Source organism: Stenotrophomonas terrae, assembly GCF_039674165.1.
Taxonomy (GTDB): Bacteria; Pseudomonadota; Gammaproteobacteria; order Xanthomonadales; family Xanthomonadaceae; genus Stenotrophomonas; species Stenotrophomonas terrae_A.
In genome coordinates this window covers 1-17,329 of record NZ_JBDJMY010000021.1, presented here as the reverse complement: position 1 = coordinate 17,329, position 17,329 = coordinate 1, and the positions used below count along the sequence as shown (strand labels likewise).

Below are 17,329 nucleotides of genomic sequence, written 5' to 3'. Positions count from 1 at the left end.
GCCAAGTAGCACACCCTATGCGCTGGCCTGCGGGCCAGTACCCAGCCCATAAGGCCTTGCTTATGTCCTGCGGGCGACCAAACGATATTTCGGAACAAGAGCTCGGCGCTGCGTCAACTGAAAGCCCGTCATATCTGCAATGCGGATGCGATCGCGATCCTGTCATGTCATGAAGACAGCAAACCACCGAATCCTCGGCACGCCCCTCAACCGAAGCAGCGACGATGAGCAACCGTAACAAGAAAGTACTGGACAACACCCGCCTGACACCAAACAGCGAAACGCCAAGGAACGTTGCAGTGCCGCGCAAGCTCCCCGGCATCGTGATCTTTCTACATGGCGTCAATGATCCGGGAGCTAGCTATCAATCCGTGGAAACCGGGTTGTGCCAAGGCTTGAACGAAAGGCTGGATAGAGACGACCTGCACCCTGGGGTGTATGGCGCTGCGTATGCCGCTGCGAAGAAGAAGCCCGAAGGCACCCGGGGGATGGATGAGAATGACACGCTTGATGATCCCGATACCCATCTATACCGGCGCAAGGACGAGGGTGCCAATAGTGTCCTGATCCCGTTCTATTGGGGCTATCGGGCAGCCAAGGAAGATATCAAGCGCGACGCAACTGGCGGTGCGACCAAGCTACGCACCCAGTACCAAGATAGCTTCGGCAATCGCCTGGACCGCAACTTCGGCAAGGCCGGAGGTTTCTTTGCCAATGCCACCAACAACCTGCCGGAAATGTATGGCAAGGGGTTCGACGATGGCATGCGCCACATAGCCCAGTTCGCGGCGTCCAACACCCAATATTTTGGCAAGGGGCCACATCGCCGCTATTACGTGCTTGCCGCAGAACGGCTGGCGACATTGATCGCGACCATCCGGAGTCAGTTTCCATCCGAAACCATCACCGTGATGGGCCACAGCCAGGGCACGCTGATCACGCTTCTGGCGCAAGCAATGCTGGTGGAGCGCAACCACCGCTGTGCCGATTGCGTCATCATGGTCGACACACCTTATTCGCTCTTGGCAAAGACGACTCCTGCAGGATCGGACACCCTCGGCACCTTGATCGACATTGTCGATCAGGTCACCGGCGCACCTTATGGCCCGCCGTCGCTCAAAGACATGCAAATGGGCCAGAAGGAATCCTATGGCCGGGCCGGTAATGCCTGGACGGCCGAGCAGGGCCAGCGGATCGGCAAAGACGGCCAGATGCTGGTGTTTCCCGAGCGCGACAACCGCGGCAAGGTGTTTTTGTACTTCTGCCCCGACGACACCACCGTGGCCCTGGACAGGGTAGCGGGGATAGGTACCTATGGCGTGCCGGATAGCATCGGCCAGCTTCCAGCGATGGATACCTTGCGCGAGAAGCGTTTCTATCAGCGGATGTGGACCAAGCGCTATCGGAACGCCAAGCCGGTAGTGGTCGGGGAACCTCCCCGTAACCAGTTTCTGCGCGCAGTGGATGAGCCTCGCTATCCAGGCGATAGCTGGGTGATAGGAGCGGCGGCATTGGAGCCTGTGATTGAAGGCACGATGCGCTTAATCAATGGCGAAGCCTTGACTCCGCAACATGCACCACAGCTGTTCGGCGGCGAAGAGGTGAAAGGAACCCCGACCACCGTAGGTAAAGATCGCCCGGATGATGTGAGCAAGGCCATAGCAATGGGCAACCCCAAGGCTTCGTTCAAATGGATCGAACTGGAAACCAGTTCCAGAATGCCCAACGTGCAGGAAATACGCGCTCAATTCAATGAGGGCAAGGCGCCGGACGATCAGACCCAGACGGTCAAGCTGGAACCGATTGTCGGCGAATCTGAATCCCTGCACATGCAGGGCTTTCGAGTCATGCGCGAGGAAACAGCCAACGAGATCCGCGCGCGTATGGCAACTGACGTCTCCGCATTGGAACCCAATAGCTATCACTCTGGGGTGCTGCGCCATCCTGAGAACCACCGCTGGGTAACGGCGATGGACGTAGCCATTGGACAAGCACATACCCTTGACGACCCGCAGTGGCGGGAGCTGCTGATGTTGATGGCCGATTGGCGGATGACGCCAGCCGCCTTTGGAAAGATGAAGAAGAATCCACTCTGGTCGTCACTGGAAGAGCGAACCCGGCAGCTGGCCGCTGCCTGCCACGACTACTACAGAAAGGGTCTATTCCCAGGCAATGACTTGGTGCAATTGGATCGCATGCCTTCGCTTGTCAAGGGCAATATTCCCAGCTAGAGAACCATGATGATGAAAGCGATGGCAAAGCGCCCACGGCTCAAACCCTATGGATGGTCGCTGATTGGATTGAGTGGACTATGGATGGTGATGGTGGTGGGCATGACTACGATGCAGGGAGCCCCAGCGACGGATGAGGAAATTGGCTATATGAGCAGTGCAATCCGCTGGGGAATTGGTGCAGTAGTTGCATTGACTGGCTTGGTGTATGCGGGGCATTGGGGTGTCAAGGCCGCATGGACCGATCGGCCAACCACGAACACGGAAATACCCGCGCCGGTGACCTGCGGCTCGGTTCACGAATCGCTGGACGAGCCGGGGCTACGGGTGTGGTCGCTGGAGCTGCGGGGCGTAGGCGCGGGCGCCAATAGAGTGCATCAGGTTGAGCTGTGGGACGCAATCCAGCGCAAGCGGGACAACTTCGCGTCCATCTACTCGCAGAACCCGGAAGACTACATTGAATCCGTGCAGGAGCGCGAGGATGCGGCTGATCGAGGAACGGGCATAGCCTTCCGGCTTGCCGCCACCGACTCGGTAGCCTATTGGCCTATTCCGACGTTTACGGTCGAGCCGCCAAATCTGAACAAGAGTGATGACAGCCGCGCGGCCGGCCTCACCTCGGAAGGGGCGAACAGTGGATCACTTGGCGTCACGCTATTCCTGTGGCAGGAGGATGCCAATACCACCCACGCGCAGGACATGGTCGAACGGTTGTTCCAGTTCTTCGATACACATCCCGAAGTTCCCGAGGCGATGATCGCCACCCGGGATGGTGACCAGATCCGAAATCGATATCGCGAACGCAGCACTCCAGCACTGCCAAGCGGTCGCTACCTGCCCAAGGTATTGGACAACACCGCCGTCCTGCTGGTGTCACGCAGCGACCGCGTTGACCGATACCTGCGCCCCTATGCCCCGGATTACAGGGAAGACAACCAAAACCAGCGCACCGATCTTGGCAAGTTGTGGGCGTTCTATCACGCAGAAGACAGAAACGCGGCCAAGGTCTATGAGGAAGCAGAGCGCCTCAGGGGCATCCAGGACCCGTTGTCTCCCGGCACGATGACATCTGCCTACTGGCAGTCGACCTTGCCGGAGCTGTGGAAGAACATCGACAACCGCGGTCCTGGCGATTTCAAGCCGACACCTTGGTTACCGGTGCGCTGGGCGCTGCACCAGGTTGATGAGTTCGACCGTGCGCCGATCCTCGGTCATCTGCACCGCCCGGTTAAGGTGACGCTGCGCGACGAGCAAGGCCAGCTACTTAAACCGGCCTTGCAGGTAATAGCAATGAAGGCTGGCTGGGAACAGGCGCTGGCGACGCTACCCGAAGGCGAAAAGCCGATGCGCGTGTTCTATGACAGCACGGGCAACATGGACAGCGCGATCGCCCTGACCAATGCCTTGCACGAGCTGAACATCGACGGCCACGGGCTTGAGTTGGGCAACGTGGACGAAGGCTACGACATCGGCCGTCGTCTGGGCGATACGGGTCTTGGCAGTGCCCTTGTACAGATCGGACTGGGGGCCATCGCTAGCTATAAGGACGGTGGTGCAAGCGCGGTGATGTATGCCGGCGACAATGGCAGCATCAGCCTGCAGATGGTGCGCCCACCGAGTGCAGAGGAGAAACTACACAACCGGCCGTATAGCGAGGCAGACCCCTTCATGTACCGAGCGCGCGCTCGATGACCAAGCCAATCTGCCTGGGTGACATCACGAGCGGTGGTGGCACCGTGATCCGTTGCCAGATGGCTGGAACGCACCGCATTGCGGGCCGGCCAGTAGCGGTAGTGGGCGACATTGCCACATGCCTGATGCACCGGGGCCAGTACGCTTTCGTTGAAGGCGACACCCAGCGCAGATTGCAAAGCATGCCTGTTGTATTGGAAGGCCATCGACTGGCCTGCGGTTGTCATGCAATAGCAGGCGCGGCTACACATGTGGCCGTGGGCTAGCGTTTCTAATGAATGCAGGCCGGGCGATTTTTCCCTGTGACACTGCCGTGATAAGGAAGGTCTGGCTACGGCGATGGACTACTCCAGCTTGTGGACATATGTAGAAGCTTGGCAATGCACTGGGCGGTTTCGGTCTAATCGATCGGGCACGCAGAACAGTTCTGACAATGGCGTTCAGGCACCTTCGTCTGGTACAACGCGGCACGGAGTTGCGGAGCAACTCTGGCCCGAACTACTGGACTTACTCAATGCGATTCAAACCATCTCGCCTGGCCCCCCTTCTTCTGCTCGGCGTTGCTGCGCCTGCTTTTTCCCAGACAACCATCTGCAAGGTCGAGGGTGACTCGACCGGCCCGGAACTGATCTCCTGGGACACCAAGACGCAGCGGGCGCAAGTGAAGCTGCTGGGCGAGGACTTGCAGGGGAAGATGACCTGGAAGCGGAAGCACGATGATCTTGGTGACAAGGTCAATCTGAGCTTTACGCCTGCTGATCCGCTGTTTGGGGATGAATATGAGTTTGTGGTGTTCCCGACGGAGAGCGGGTATCGGGTTATGGGGGTTGGGTACAAGTACTACAACGGGGTTAAGTATCTGGACATCAGCCAGGGGAACTATGTGGCTGTTTGTAGTTCGATGTAGTTCTGGTGGCTCATAGCGTGCCCGCTGCGTTAGCTGCGAAGCTGGCGGTGCTTGGGGTGTTGGTTCGTTGCGAAGTGCACCCCTCCCCAACCCTCCCCTGCGCTTTGCGCAAGGGAGGGGGTTAAGCTGGCTTCGCTTTTAGCTGATGCTTTGCTGGTGGGCTCTTTCTTTTGTGGGAGCTGCGTTAGCTGCGAAGCTCGTGGTGCTTGGGGTGTTGGTTCGTTGCGAAATGCGCCCCTCCCCAGCCCTCCCCTGCGCGTTGCGCAAGGGAGAGGGTTACAGCTGGCTGCGCTTTTAGCTGCTGCTTTGCTGGTGACCCTTTTTGTAGGAGCTGCGTTAGCTGCGAAGCTGGCGGTGCTTGGGGTGTTGGTTCGTTGCGAAGTGCACCCCTCCCCCAGCCCTCCCCTGCGCTGCGCGCAAGGGAGGGGGCTAAGCTGGCTTTGCTTGTTTGTTTGGTTGTTTGCGCTTGATCACTGCGCTACCACAGGATGATTACGGAATGGCGAAGGCTGCGTGCCTTCCGCTCAACGTGATACATGGCTGCCAGCATCACCAATCTCTCGGTTATGCTACGGCACCATTCCGGCAAGGACGTACCGTGACCATTGGCGAATACACGCAGGTTTATCGTGGCAAGAAAGTCGTTGATTTCAAGATGGGGGGCTCCGCTGTAGCCGGCGATGTCGCTTACCGCTTGATGCAGGAATACGACAGCGACGAGAGCCAGGAAGAACTGCTGGCCGATTTCTTCGAGCGGGTTGATCCGAAGTCGATTGAAGTGTTGATCATCGGTGCCTGGGATGAGGCGTCCAGCGATGGCCCGCAGGGCTTGATCGATGGGTTGATTGCGCGCCGTACCGAGCTGGGCAACCTGAAGGCGCTGTTCGTGGGCGATATGACCTACGAAGACTGCGAGATGTCCTGGATCAACCAGATCTCCTACAACCCGCTGCTGGAGGCCTTCCCAGGCCTGGAATCGCTGCGTATCCGCGGCACCTCCGAACTGGAACTGCAGCCCTTCACGCATGCGGCGCTACAGGAACTGGCGATCGAGAGCGGTGGCCTGCCGAACGAGATCGTCATTGCCATCGCCAACTCCACGCTGCCGGCACTGCGCCATCTCGAGCTGTGGCTTGGCGATGATGGCTATGGCTTCGATGGCGATGTGGCGGTCTACCAGCGCCTGTTGTTGGCGATCGGGCCGGAGCGCCTGCAGTACCTTGGTCTGCGCAACGCCATGATCAGCGACGAGCTGGCGGTGTGGCTGGCCGGCGAGCCCTGGCTGGGCTCGCTGCAGACGCTGGATCTGTCGCTGGGCACTATTGGCGACATCGGTGCGCAGGCGCTGTGCGAGAGCCCGAACCTCGGCGGCCTGCAGCGCATCGACCTGAGCCACCACTTCATTTCAGAAGAATGGCAGCAGAAGCTGCAGGCGCTGCCGTGCACAGTGGTGCTGGACGACCCGGAAGAAGAAGATGACGGTGACCGCTACGTGGCGGTGTCCGAGTAAGCCGAAGATGGCGGATTGGCTGTTGATCGGCCCGCGCGGCAGCCGCCGTATCGCGTGGCTGCAGCGCGCCTTGCACGATCAGGGCGCGCCTGCCGCACATGTGTTCGATTACGAAACCCTGCTTGCCGAACCTGCGCGGCTGCTTGAGGCACTCGCGCAGCTGCCCGGCGCCATCGTCAAGCTGGAATCGCCGGGGGAAGCGCCCGAGCTGCACCAGGCATTGGTGCGGCGCGGCTGGGAGTTGTCGGGCGCTGCCGGCGATGCCCCACAGGCGGCCGCGCATGGTGAGCTGGTCCACCAACAATTCTGGTATGCCGGCTTTGCCGATGTGCTGGCCGCGCTTCCGTCTGGCCCGCACTACCTCAATGCGCCCGCCGATCTGGCCTGCATGTCGGACAAGCTCCACTGCCAGCAGCACCTTGCGGCAGCGGGCGTTGCGGTGCCGCCGCTATTCGGCTTGATCAGCAGCTATGAAGACCTGCGTGAACGCCTGCGTGATGCCGGCTGCGAGCGCGTTTTCGTCAAGGCCCGCTACGGCTCGTCTGGTGCCGGTGTGTTGGCCTACGCGCGCAACCGCGATGGACGCGAAGTTGCCTATGGCTCTGCGGAGCTGGTTGAGCAGGATGGCCGCTGGCGGGTGTTCAACTCGCTGCGGCAGCGCCGTTACGACCGGCATGACGACATCGCACGGCTGGTGGACCTGCTTGCCGTGCAGGGCGCTTACATCGAACGCTGGATTCCCAAACCGACGGTGCCGGGCAGCGATGGCCGCCGCTATGACGTGCGCGTGATCGCACTGGATGGCCAGCCACGGCAGCGGGTGGCACGAATGAGCGCAGGCGCGCTGACCAACCTGCACCTGGGCAATGCACGCACCGGATTGGATTTTCTGCTGGACGCAGAGGCCATCGAGCATCTGGAAACCACCACGGCAACAGCAGCTGCGGCATTCCCGAACAGCCGCATGATCGGCTTCGATCTGATCGTGCGCGGCATGCGCAGCTGGGTACTGGAAGCCAATGGCTTCGGCGATCTATTGCTGGATCTGCGCCACGCCGGCCGCACCACCTATGAAGACCAGGCCTTGCTGACGCCCGCACGGCCCGCAATCAACGAGTACGCCCATGCTTGAGAACCCCTTGCCAGACATGCACAGCATTGTCGGCAGCCACGACGTGGTGATGATCACCTTGGACGCCCTGCGCTTCGACGCCGCCCAGCGCTGCTTCGAACGCGGCGAGCTGCCGGTGCTTGCGCCGCACCTGCCTGCCGATGGCTGGGAGCTGCGGCACACGCCCGGAAGCTTCACCTATGCGGCGCACTCGGCATTCTTTGCCGGCTTCCTGCCCACACCTGCGCGGCCGGGCCCGCATCCGCGCCTGTTCGCGCTGGAGTTTGAAGGCAGCGAAACCATCGTGCCGCAGACCTTCGTGTTCTCCGGCCGTGCCGATATCGTCGGTGGCTTCCGTGACCAGGGCTACCGCACCGTCTGCATTGGCGGCGTTGGCTTCTTCAACCGCCGCAATGCCCTGGGCTCGCAACTGCCAGGGCTGTTCGAGGAAAGCCATTGGCAGCCGGAGTTCGGCGTGACCGCGCTCGATTCCACCGAGCAACAGGTGGCACTGGCCTGCGAGCGTCTGCAGGCGGCGGGCAATCAGCGCTCCTTCCTCTTCATCAATGTCTCGGCCATCCACCAGCCCAACCGGCATTACCTCCCGGGTTGCGACGCCGATGGCCTGGACAGCCACTGCGCCGCGCTGCGCTATGTTGATGGCGAGCTGGCCGCCTTGTTTGCCGCACTGCGCGCGCGTGGCCCGGCTTTCGTGATCATCTGCTCCGACCATGGCACCGCTTACGGCGAGGATGGCTTCCACGGCCATCGCCTCGCCCACGAGACGGTGATGAACGTTCCCTATGCGCATTTTGTGTTGAGCCCATGACCGCCCATCGATTGTCCGAGCTGTTGCAGCTCGAGCCTTACCAGGCCTATTCGTACTCGTACCCCCACAAGTCCGCCTACCGGCCGATCACGCAACCGCCACCGCTTGCCGAGGCATGGGCGAGCGAGCCGCGTGATGCACTGTTCCTGTACCTGCATGTGCCGTTCTGCAGCTACCGTTGCGGCTTCTGCAATCTGTTCGCGATGGCGCGCCCCGCGCCGGCACAGGTGGAAGCCTATCTGGCGCAGATGGAGAAGCAGTTGCGGGTGACCGCCGATGCCTTGGGCGAACACCGCTTCGTGCGCTTCGCGCTTGGCGGCGGCACGCCCACCTATCTGGATGCGCCGCAGCTGCAGCGGCTATTCGATTTCGTTCAACGCCACGCCAACATCGACCTGCATTCGATTCCTGCAGGCATCGAGGTATCGCCAGAAACCGTGGATGCGGCCAAGATGAAAATCTGCCGCGACGCGGGCATCGACCGCGTCAGCATGGGCATCCAGAGCTTCAGCGATGCCGAAGTGCGCTCACTCGTGCGGCCGCAGCAGCGCGCCGTGGTCGAGGAGGCGATTGCACAGATACGTGCGGCGGGCATTCCAACACTCAACCTGGACCTGATCTACGGTATTGCCGGCCAGACCATGGCCAGCTTCCTTACCTCGATCGACAGCGCCCTCGCTTTCCAGCCGGAAGAGCTCTACCTCTACCCGCTGTACGTGCGCCCGCATACCGGGTTGGACCGCATCGGCGCGAAGGAAGGCGGCAAGCGCTCCTTCGTGATTCATCCCGCGTCGGTGGACAACCGGCTGGCCCTGTATGAGGCCGGCCGCGAACGGCTGCTTGCGGCGGGCTATGAGCAGGTATCAATGCGCATGTTCCGTGCGGCGAACGCACCGGACTCCGGTGGTCCTGCCTATTGCTGCCAGAGTGACGGAATGGTCGGTATCGGCTGCGGCGCCCGCTCGTATACCAGTGGCCTGCATTACTCCAGCGAGTACGGCGTCAGCCGGCGCTCGGTGGCGGATATTCTTGCGCACTACCTGGAACGCGATGAGGCCTCCTTCGCTCACATCGATTACGGCGTGCGTTTGAATGAGGACGAGCGACGTCGTCGCTATGTGATCCAATCGCTGCTGGCGCAGCCGGGCCTGGATCTGGCGCAGTACCGCGAGCGCTTCGGCACGGAGTGCTTCGACGACCTGCCGCAGCTGGGCGAGTTGTTCGAGCAGGGCCTGGCGACGCGCGAGGACGCACTGATTTCGTTGAATGACACCGGCCTTGCCCGCGCCGACACCATCGGTCCGTGGCTGATCTCCGCCGGCGTGGCCGAGCGCATGCGCGACTATCAACTGGATTGAGCCGCGCATGCATCTTTCCATCCTCTATCGCGGCCGGCTGAGCAGTTGCAACTACGACTGCCCGTACTGCCCCTTCGCCAAGACCTACGACACCCGCGCCGCCCTGCGACGCGATGCCGAGGACCTGGCGCGCTTCGTCGATTGGGCGGGGCAGCAGACGATGGAACTGTCGGTACTGTTCACGCCGTGGGGCGAGGGCCTGGTGCGCCGCCACTACCGCGATGCGATGGTGCAGCTGAGCCATATGCCGCACATCCGCCGCGTGGTGATCCAGACCAACCTATGCATCGGCACGCGCTGGCTGGATGAGGTCAATCTCGACAGCTTCGCGCTGTGGTGCACCTACCACCCGGGGCAGGTGACCCGCGTCGCCTTCCTGGCCCGCTGCCGCGAACTGGACCGGCGCGGCGTGCGCTACACGGTTGGCATGGTGGCGATGCGCGAGCATCTGGAGGAGATCCAACTGCTGCGTGCGGAACTGGCCGACAGTGTGCCGTTGTGGATCAACGCCTACGACGAACGCCCTGCCGGCTACTACAGCGAGGCGGAAATCCAGCAACTGCAGCGCGTGGACCCGCATTTCCTGTTCAACCTCGAACCTTCGGCCAGCCTGGGCGAGCCCTGCTTCACCGGCGAGAACGTGATATCGGTGGACGGTGATGGCAACGTCAAACGCTGCCACTTCGTCGCCACACCGTTGGGCAATCTGTATGACGGCAGCTTCGCAGGCCAGCTGCGCGCAAGGGCCTGCCCGAACCAGCGATGCGACTGCTATATCGGCTATGCGCACCGCAAGGATCTGCCGTTCCAGCGGGATTATCCGGCCGGTGTGCTGGAGCGGTTTCGGGGATAGGGCCCCGGCTTTCCGCCGGCCGCTCCATCACCATCGCTGGGATAAGCACAGCGCACGCAACGCTGTTGGCAGATGGTTTTAGACATCACCAGATCACTTCCCCCAGTTGCGCTGCGCTTACCCGGGCTGCGTTGCTTGTTTACTGGGAATGCACTTTTGTAGGAGCGGCGTCAGCCGCGAAGCTGGCGGGGCCTGAGCTGATGGTTTATTGCCAAGAGCACCCCTCCCCAACCCTCCCCTGCGCTTTGCGCAAGGGAGGGGGCTGAGGCTTACTTCGCTTCAGGCTGATGGGAACCAGCCCTCCTGCTTACCACCATCAGGGCTTCAGCAGTACCTTGCCCTTGCGCCCCGGCAACAAGCTTGCCGCCACTGCTTCGGCAACGTCGCCAAGCTCGTAGACCGCCTGCACCGGCAGTTCCAGCTCGCCACTCAGCACGCGCTGCAGCAGCTCGCCGACCAGGCGGCGCTTGTTTTCCACCGACATCTGCTGGCTGACCTTGCTGCCCCAGAAGCCCTTCACCGTGGCCTGCTTGAAGATCAGATCGCCGGAAGGAATCTGCATGGCTTCGCCGGCCATTGTGCCGAACGAGACCAGCGTGCCGTTGTCGCCTAGCAGTGACACCAGATCCGCACTCGCCTGGCCGCCGATGGAATCGACTGCTGCGTGTGCGAGTGTGTCGCCGAGCAAGGCCTGCGCGCGCGACTTCCAATCCGGCTGTGTCGTCGACAGTACATTGTTGATTCCGAGTGCCTTGAGTTCATCAACACCTGCATCGCGGCGCACCAGTCCAAGCACGTGCACACCGCGCGCGGCAGCGAGCATGGCCAGGGTCTTGCCGACCGCACCGTTGGCGGTGTTCTGCACGATCCATTGACCGGGCTCGGCCTGCAGGAATTCCAGCAGCATCAGCGCGCTCAATGGCATGGCGATCAGCTGCGCGGCGGCTTCGTCGGCGATGCCATCCGGCACCGGGATAACCATGCGTGCAGGGGCGATGAAGTATTCGGCCCAGGTGCCGTGTACCGAGGCGGCCATGACGCGCTGGCCGATGGTGACGCCCTGCACGCCTTCGCCGAGCGCTTCGACGATACCTACCGCTTCGCTGCCGCCGATTGCCGGCAGCGTGGGTTTGTAGCCGTACTTGCCGCGCACGGTCCACAGGTCGTGGTTGTGGATGGGCGCGAGCAGGGTCTTGATCCGGACTTCGCCCGCGCCGGGCTGCGGGATGGGGCTGTCGCCGAGTGCCAGTACTTCGGCCGGCTCACCAAACGTTGTGTGGATGGCGCTGCGCATGTGTTTCTCCTGTTACGGGAGGAATAGCCGTAGTCATAGCTCCGGCATAGATCTTTTGTAGGAGCGGCGTAAGCCGCGAAGCAAGCACATCATCAGATGACACAGATGCCATTCGCGTAAGCAGCGCCAGCTTCGCGGCTCACGCCGCTCCTACAAGTATTCGTCAGCGCCATGCACTGACTCGGCATTGATGCGTGAATCAGACTGCAGTTACGTGCAGGCGCACATCGACATTACCGCGGGTGGCGTTGGAGTACGGGCAGATCTTGTGTGCGGCTTCGACCAGATGCTGGGCGTCGGCCTGCGGCAGACCCTTCACTTCAACGTGCAGGTCGATGTCCAGTGCGTAGCCACCTTCAGCCGTCTGGCCGATGCCCACTTCCACCGAGGTGGCGGTGCCGGCCGGCTGCAACTGCAGCTGCTTGGCGGCCACCGGCAAGGCGTTGTCGAAGCAGGCGGCATAGCCGAGCGCAAACAGCTGCTCGGGATTGGTGCCGGCCTTGTTGGAACCGGGCAGTGCCAGGTCGAAGCCAAGGCTGCCGTCGTCCAGTGCAGTGCGGCCAGCGCGGCCACCGGTGGCGGTGGCGCGGGTTTTGTAGAAGATCTTCATTGCCGATTCCTTGTGAGGCTGCTTTTTTTTAAGGGCTTGGGTGCGATGCGGGTTTTGCAAAGTTTGTTGGCTGCTTGTTTCCCGGGTGCGCTTCGCTTACCCGGGCTACCGAGCTACGGATCAGGCCAGCTGCGCGAGCAGTGCTTTTGCTACGGCTTCGGAGCTGGCCGGGTTCTGGCCGGTGACCAGGTGCCCGTCGCTGAGCACGTAGGGCTGCCAGTCGAGGCCCTTGCTGTAGTTGCCGCCGAGACGTGCGAACTCGTCTTCGATCAGGAACGGCACCACGGCGGTCAGGCCAACAGCCTCTTCTTCGCTATTGGAAAAGCCGGTGACCTTGCGGCCGGCAACCAGCGGTTTGCCGTCGGCAGTGCGTGCGGCGATCAATGCACCGGGCGCGTGGCAGACCAGGCCCAGCGGCTTGTTGGCGCGGTCGAAGGTTTCGATCAGAGCGATGGAGTCGGCATCGCGGGCAAGATCCCAGAGCGGGCCATGGCCGCCGGGGTAGAACACCGCGTCGAACTTGCTGGCGTCGATCTGTTTCAGCGGGAGCGTGGTGGCCAGTTGCTGCTGAGCGTCGCGGTCGCTGCGGAAGCGGTCGGTGGCCGGGGTCTGTGCATCGGGCTCATCGCTGCGCGGGTCCAGCGGCGGTTGGCCGCCGGCCGGCGACGCCAGGGCGATGTTGGCGCCGGCGTCCTTGAACACGTAATAAGGTGCGGCGAATTCCTCCAGCCAGAAGCCGGTCTTGTGGCCGGTGTCGCCTAGCTGGTCGTGCGAGGTCAGTACGAACAGAACATTCATGGCAGTGCCTTCAGTAAGTAGGGGAGGATGCGGCGACGACGTTGTCGCAGGTCAGCAGGTGTTCGGTGGCCTCGTGGGCCTGTTGCAGTGGCAGCCGGTCCTGGCTGAGCTTGGACAGCAGCGCCGCGCCCAGCCACATCTGGTACAGCACGCGGGCGACCTGCAAGGCGGGCTTGCCCTTGGGCAGTGAGCCGTCGGCGCGGCCTTCTTCGACCAGGGCTGCAATGCGTTGCAGCAGGCGCTGTACGCCTTGGTCGAGTACCTGACGCATGTCTTCGGAAAGGTCGGACACCTCGGCGGCCAGCTTCACCACCAGGCATTCCTCGGCCCAGCCCTGCGCCGGGTCGGCCGGGTCTTGCGCCCAGGCATTCCAGTAACGCATCAGCCGCTGCCGACCGTTGCCCGGTTCGGCCAGCAGCTGCTCCAGCTTGCGCCCGTAGTCGTCTACGTACTGTTGCAGCAGCTCGCAGCCGAAGACTTCCTTGGACGCGAAGTAGTGATAGAAGGAGCCCTTGGGGACGGCGCAGGCCTTGAGGATTTCCTGCAGGCCGAGCGCGGCGAAGCCCTTCTGCAGGACCAGCCGGTAGCCGGTGTCCAGGATGTGCTGGCGGGTGGCCTGCGCTTTGGGGGAGAGGTTCATGGGGTGGAGCTTACGCCAAATAGACCGGTCGTCTATTAATGGGTGATTACCGGGAGTAAGAGTGGACACCAGCTGTCCCTTCTCCCGTTGACGGGAGAAGGTGCCCCAAAGGGGCGGATGAGGGGGGCTTGGGCTTTGAGTTGATAGCTCTAAGCCAAGCGCGGATGGTTGCCAGCAAATCAACGATTACTGCTTCGCTCTGCCCTCACCCCAACCCCTCTCCCGTGAACGGGAGAGGGGCTCTCGTCGTTGCGGGTCTCGGGGAAAGCCCAACTTCGCTCATTTTCTCGCAAGTCCCGCGCATCACGCAGATGCGCAGCTTGGGGTCCGGGTACCCAGCGGGCCCCCTGCCGTTATCCGCTGCAGCTCAAAGGCACTGCCCTACAAGCTGCCCCAGCAAAGCCCCAAAATTCAAACAATCGATTAAAACACGGCTAATTTCGTCGAACTGGACAGTATTCCCAGCTTCCCTCACACTGCCGCCCTTCCCCGCCGACCCTTGGCACATGGCAAAACTGCTGGTCCTTCACGGCCCCAACCTCAACCTGCTGGGCACCCGCGAGCCCGACGTCTATGGCCACACCACGTTGGCCCAGATCGACGCTGCGCTCGCTGCACAGGCACAGGCACAGGGGCACCAGAGCGAACACCTGCAGTCCAACGCCGAACACGTGCTGGTGGACCGGGTGCAGGCCGCGCGCGCCGATGGAACCGCTTTCATCCTGATCAACCCCGCCGCCTTCACCCATACCTCGGTGGCCCTGCGCGATGCGCTGGCCGGGGTGGCGATTCCGTTCATCGAGATCCACCTGTCCAACCCGCATGCGCGTGAGCCGTTCCGCCAGCACAGCTACCTGAGCGACAAGGCCGTCGGCGTGATCTGCGGCTTTGGCGCCGACAGCTACCGCTATGCGATGGATGCGGCGCTGGCTCGCGTTGGGGTAAGCGCGTGAAAGCGCTGCCGCGGTTGCTGGCGGGAATGGCTGTGGTGTGTCTGCCGCTGGCCGCTGCGCATGCGCAGAACCTGGATCGCGCCGCCGAAGGCATCGACTGCGCGAATGTGACCAGCACGATGGAAAGCGACCTGTGCGCGTCTGATCGTGCCACTGACGCCGATACGGTTTTGAACACCACTTACAAGCAGGCCCGCCGCCAGCTGCAGCAGCAGACCGCCGACGGCAGCTGCACGCATTGCGCCGAGGCCGAACAGCAGCTGATCCTCGCCCAACGCGCCTGGATCCAGCTGCGCGACAAGGACTGCGACGCGGTCTACGCCTTCAATGCCGACGGCACATCGCGCAACGGTGCGCAGATGCGCTGTCTTACCACCCACGCGCAGGACCGTACGCGGCAGCTGCGCGATTTCTACGAACTTTGACCCGGGCGCCCCGCGCCTTTTCCTTACCGACTTACTGCAACCCAAAGAGGCCCTCATGGATCTGCGCAAAATCAAGAAGCTCATCGACCTGCTGGAAGAGTCGAACCTGGCCGAAATCGAGATCAAGGAAGGCGAAGAATCCGTACGCCTGTCGCGCAACCCGGTAGGCACCTATGTCCCGGCGCCGGCACCGGTCTACGCTGCGCCGGCTGCTGCCGCACCGGCAATGCCGATGAGCGGCCCGACCGAAGCCTCCACCGGCGGCACCGCCAAGCCGGGCAATGCCCTGCCGGAAGGCCACGTGCAGCGCGCGCCGATGGTCGGCACCTTCTACTCCTCGTCCTCGCCGGACAAGCCGGCCTTCGTGACCGTCGGCCAGACCATCAAGGCTGGTGAAACCCTGGCCATCATCGAGGCGATGAAGATGTTCAACCCGATCGAGGCCGAAGTATCCGGCACCGTGGTGGCCATCCTCGGCGAGAACGGCAGCCCGGTTGAGTTCGACCAGCCGCTGTTCGTGATTGCCTGAGGCGCCGGCCATGCTGGATAAAGTCGTCATCGCCAACCGGGGTGAAATCGCGCTGCGCATCCTGCGCGCGTGCCACACCCTGGGCATCCGTACGGTTGCGGTGCATTCCACCGTTGACCGCAATCTCAAGCACGTGGCCATGGCAGACGAGTCGGTCTGCATCGGCCCGGCGCCGTCGTCGGAAAGCTACCTCAACATCCCGGCGCTGATCGCTGCGGCCGAGGTCACCGACGCCCAGGCCATCCACCCGGGCTACGGCTTCCTGTCCGAGAACGCCGACTTCGCCGAGCGCGTTGAGCAGTCCGGTTTCATCTTCATCGGCCCGCGTGCGGAAACCATCCGCCTGATGGGTGACAAGGTGGAAGCCATCCGCGCGATGAAGGCCGCCGGCGTGCCGTGCGTGCCCGGTTCGGGCGGCCCGCTGGGCGAAGACATCGTCGCCAACACCAAGATTGCCCGTGAGATCGGCTACCCGGTCATCATCAAGGCATCGGGCGGCGGCGGCGGCCGCGGCATGCGCGTGGTGCATGCCGAAGGTGCGCTGAAGGCCTCCATCGAGACCACCAAATCCGAAGCCAAGGCGGCATTCGGCAATGGTGAGGTCTACATGGAGAAGTACCTGGAAAATCCGCGTCACGTGGAAATCCAGGTGCTGGCCGACGGCCAGGGCAATGCCATCCACCTGGGTGAACGCGACTGCTCGATGCAGCGCCGCCACCAGAAGGTGGTGGAAGAAGCACCGGCACCGGGCATCACCGCTGAACTGCGTGAGCAGATCGGCAAGGTCTGCGTGGAAGCCTGCGTGCGCATCGGTTACCGCGGCGCCGGCACCTTCGAGTTCCTGTTCGAAGACGGCAAGTTCTACTTCATCGAAATGAACACCCGCGTGCAGGTGGAGCATCCGGTAACCGAGATGGTGACCGGTATCGATCTGGTCGCCGAACAGCTGCGCATCGCCTCCGGCCAGAAGCTGACCATCAAGCAGAGCGACGTGGTGCTGCATGGCCACGCCATCGAGTGCCGCATCAACGCCGAGGACGCGGAAACCTTCATTCCCAGCCCCGGCCTGATCACCGGCTTCTATCCGCCGGGTGGCCCGGGTGTGCGCGTTGATACGCACATCTATGCCGGCTACAAGGTGCCGCCGAACTACGACTCGATGATCGGCAAGCTGATCGTGCACGGCCCGGACCGCGAAACCGCCATTGCCCGCATGCGGGTGGCGCTGAGCGAGATGGTGGTGGACGGCATCAAGACCAACGTCGCGTTGCAGCAGCGCATCATGCGCGACCAGGGTTTCCAGGCCGGTGGACAGAACATCCACTACCTGGAAAAGCGCCTGGCCGAGCGCAAGACCCGCTCGATCGCGCTGACCTGATTGAAGGCAGTTGCCGGGCAATGCCCGGCACCTGCTTTCTGTCTCTCTGTAGTGCCGAGCCATGCTCGGCAGAAGCTTTCCAAGCGATCCAACAAGAGCGGCAAAGCCAGCGAAAGGCTTTACCCCTCCCCAACCCTCCCCTTGGCTACGCCAAAGGGAGTGAGCAGAAATGTAGTGGCGAGCCCGGCTTGGGCGAGGGGCAAACCGGGAC

The 17,329-nt window shown here is 62.4% G+C and carries 17 protein-coding genes; 13 read left to right on the top strand and 4 right to left on the bottom strand.

Annotated elements, in window-relative coordinates; translation table 11 throughout:
* Nucleotides 1–224: 224 nt before the first annotated feature.
* From ABE493_RS11055 to ABE493_RS11020, 9 genes are all read left to right on the top strand, one after another.
* Nucleotides 225–2,231: a T6SS effector phospholipase Tle3 domain-containing protein gene (locus ABE493_RS11055; RefSeq protein WP_346498967.1), complete on the top strand. Its 2,007-nt coding sequence runs from the start codon at nt 225–227 to the stop codon at nt 2,229–2,231.
* Between the two features lie 6 nt (nt 2,232–2,237).
* The gene (locus ABE493_RS11050) at nt 2,238–3,923 is read left to right on the top strand and encodes a type VI lipase adapter Tla3 domain-containing protein (protein WP_346498966.1); all 1,686 of its coding nucleotides are present in this window, start codon (nt 2,238–2,240) and stop codon (nt 3,921–3,923) included.
* Entirely contained in the window at nt 3,920–4,189 is a 270-nt protein-coding gene (locus ABE493_RS19445; RefSeq protein ID WP_430980763.1) for a PAAR domain-containing protein, read from the top strand. Before ABE493_RS11050 ends, ABE493_RS19445 begins: the two co-directional genes overlap by 4 nt.
* A 248-nt stretch (nt 4,190–4,437) precedes the next feature.
* A complete protein-coding gene (locus tag ABE493_RS11045) occupies nt 4,438–4,830 on the top strand; it encodes a hypothetical protein (protein WP_346498965.1) in 393 nt (130 codons plus the stop codon).
* A 598-nt stretch (nt 4,831–5,428) separates the two neighbouring features.
* Complete coding sequence (locus tag ABE493_RS11040) at nt 5,429–6,340, top strand: STM4015 family protein (protein WP_346498964.1); 912 nt, start codon at nt 5,429–5,431, stop codon at nt 6,338–6,340.
* A gap of 22 nt (nt 6,341–6,362) precedes the next feature.
* On the top strand, nt 6,363–7,472 hold the full coding sequence (locus ABE493_RS11035) for an STM4014 family protein (protein WP_346499009.1): 1,110 nt from the start codon (nt 6,363–6,365) through the stop codon (nt 7,470–7,472).
* A complete protein-coding gene (locus ABE493_RS11030) occupies nt 7,465–8,280 on the top strand; it encodes an STM4013/SEN3800 family hydrolase (RefSeq protein WP_346498963.1) in 816 nt (271 codons plus the stop codon). The genes ABE493_RS11035 and ABE493_RS11030 overlap by 8 nt, the downstream gene beginning before the upstream one ends.
* Nucleotides 8,277–9,638, top strand: a complete 1,362-nt coding sequence (locus ABE493_RS11025; RefSeq protein WP_346498962.1) for an STM4012 family radical SAM protein — start codon at nt 8,277–8,279, stop codon at nt 9,636–9,638. The genes ABE493_RS11030 and ABE493_RS11025 overlap by 4 nt, the downstream gene beginning before the upstream one ends.
* Before the next feature lie 7 nt (nt 9,639–9,645).
* Entirely contained in the window at nt 9,646–10,491 is an 846-nt protein-coding gene (locus ABE493_RS11020; RefSeq protein ID WP_346498961.1) for an STM4011 family radical SAM protein, read from the top strand.
* Between the two features lie 316 nt (nt 10,492–10,807).
* Here ABE493_RS11020 and ABE493_RS11015 read toward each other — a convergent pair whose 3' ends face one another.
* The 4 genes from ABE493_RS11015 to ABE493_RS11000 form a co-directional block, all read right to left on the bottom strand.
* Complete coding sequence (locus tag ABE493_RS11015; protein ID WP_346498960.1) at nt 10,808–11,785, bottom strand: zinc-binding dehydrogenase; 978 nt, start codon at nt 11,783–11,785, stop codon at nt 10,808–10,810.
* Nucleotides 11,786–11,984: 199 nt separating this feature from the next.
* On the bottom strand, nt 11,985–12,395 hold the full coding sequence (locus ABE493_RS11010) for an organic hydroperoxide resistance protein (protein WP_346498959.1): 411 nt from the start codon (nt 12,393–12,395) through the stop codon (nt 11,985–11,987).
* Between the two features lie 120 nt (nt 12,396–12,515).
* Nucleotides 12,516–13,193: a type 1 glutamine amidotransferase domain-containing protein gene (locus ABE493_RS11005; protein ID WP_346498958.1), complete on the bottom strand. Its 678-nt coding sequence runs from the start codon at nt 13,191–13,193 to the stop codon at nt 12,516–12,518.
* A 10-nt stretch (nt 13,194–13,203) separates the two neighbouring features.
* Complete coding sequence (locus ABE493_RS11000) at nt 13,204–13,833, bottom strand: TetR/AcrR family transcriptional regulator (protein ID WP_346498957.1); 630 nt, start codon at nt 13,831–13,833, stop codon at nt 13,204–13,206.
* Between the two features lie 506 nt (nt 13,834–14,339).
* On the opposite strand from ABE493_RS11000, the gene aroQ reads away from it, so the two are divergent.
* The 4 genes from aroQ to accC are packed head-to-tail and all read left to right on the top strand — an operon-like array spanning nt 14,340 to nt 17,118.
* Complete coding sequence (gene aroQ / locus ABE493_RS10995; RefSeq protein ID WP_346498956.1) at nt 14,340–14,786, top strand: type II 3-dehydroquinate dehydratase; 447 nt, start codon at nt 14,340–14,342, stop codon at nt 14,784–14,786.
* Nucleotides 14,783–15,211 carry a lysozyme inhibitor LprI family protein gene (locus ABE493_RS10990; protein WP_430980762.1) on the top strand — a complete coding sequence of 143 codons (429 nt, stop codon included), beginning with the start codon at nt 14,783–14,785 and terminating at the stop codon, nt 15,209–15,211. Before aroQ ends, ABE493_RS10990 begins: the two co-directional genes overlap by 4 nt.
* A 55-nt stretch (nt 15,212–15,266) precedes the next feature.
* Complete coding sequence (gene accB, locus ABE493_RS10985; protein ID WP_269792800.1) at nt 15,267–15,740, top strand: acetyl-CoA carboxylase biotin carboxyl carrier protein; 474 nt, start codon at nt 15,267–15,269, stop codon at nt 15,738–15,740.
* Nucleotides 15,741–15,750: 10 nt separating this feature from the next.
* The gene (gene accC, locus ABE493_RS10980; protein WP_057627663.1) at nt 15,751–17,118 is read left to right on the top strand and encodes an acetyl-CoA carboxylase biotin carboxylase subunit; all 1,368 of its coding nucleotides are present in this window, start codon (nt 15,751–15,753) and stop codon (nt 17,116–17,118) included.
* Nucleotides 17,119–17,329 lie beyond the last annotated feature (211 nt).

Excerpts from the sequence above, each read along its gene's own strand:
- ABE493_RS11055 (WP_346498967.1), top strand. The coding sequence starts at position 225 with ATGAGCAACCGTAACAAGAAAGTACTGGACAACACCCGCCTGACACCA.
- ABE493_RS11050 (WP_346498966.1), top strand. The coding sequence starts at position 2,238 with ATGATGATGAAAGCGATGGCAAAGCGCCCACGGCTCAAACCCTATGGA.
- ABE493_RS19445 (WP_430980763.1), top strand. The coding sequence starts at position 3,920 with ATGACCAAGCCAATCTGCCTGGGTGACATCACGAGCGGTGGTGGCACC.
- ABE493_RS11045 (WP_346498965.1), top strand. The coding sequence starts at position 4,438 with ATGCGATTCAAACCATCTCGCCTGGCCCCCCTTCTTCTGCTCGGCGTT.
- ABE493_RS11030 (WP_346498963.1), top strand. The coding sequence starts at position 7,465 with ATGCTTGAGAACCCCTTGCCAGACATGCACAGCATTGTCGGCAGCCAC.
- ABE493_RS11025 (WP_346498962.1), top strand. The coding sequence starts at position 8,277 with ATGACCGCCCATCGATTGTCCGAGCTGTTGCAGCTCGAGCCTTACCAG.
- ABE493_RS11020 (WP_346498961.1), top strand. The coding sequence starts at position 9,646 with ATGCATCTTTCCATCCTCTATCGCGGCCGGCTGAGCAGTTGCAACTAC.
- ABE493_RS11015 (WP_346498960.1), bottom strand. The coding sequence starts at position 11,785 with ATGCGCAGCGCCATCCACACAACGTTTGGTGAGCCGGCCGAAGTACTG.
- ABE493_RS11010 (WP_346498959.1), bottom strand. The coding sequence starts at position 12,395 with ATGAAGATCTTCTACAAAACCCGCGCCACCGCCACCGGTGGCCGCGCT.
- ABE493_RS11005 (WP_346498958.1), bottom strand. The coding sequence starts at position 13,193 with ATGAATGTTCTGTTCGTACTGACCTCGCACGACCAGCTAGGCGACACC.
- ABE493_RS11000 (WP_346498957.1), bottom strand. The coding sequence starts at position 13,833 with ATGAACCTCTCCCCCAAAGCGCAGGCCACCCGCCAGCACATCCTGGAC.
- aroQ (WP_346498956.1), top strand. The coding sequence starts at position 14,340 with ATGGCAAAACTGCTGGTCCTTCACGGCCCCAACCTCAACCTGCTGGGC.
- accB (WP_269792800.1), top strand. The coding sequence starts at position 15,267 with ATGGATCTGCGCAAAATCAAGAAGCTCATCGACCTGCTGGAAGAGTCG.
- accC (WP_057627663.1), top strand. The coding sequence starts at position 15,751 with ATGCTGGATAAAGTCGTCATCGCCAACCGGGGTGAAATCGCGCTGCGC.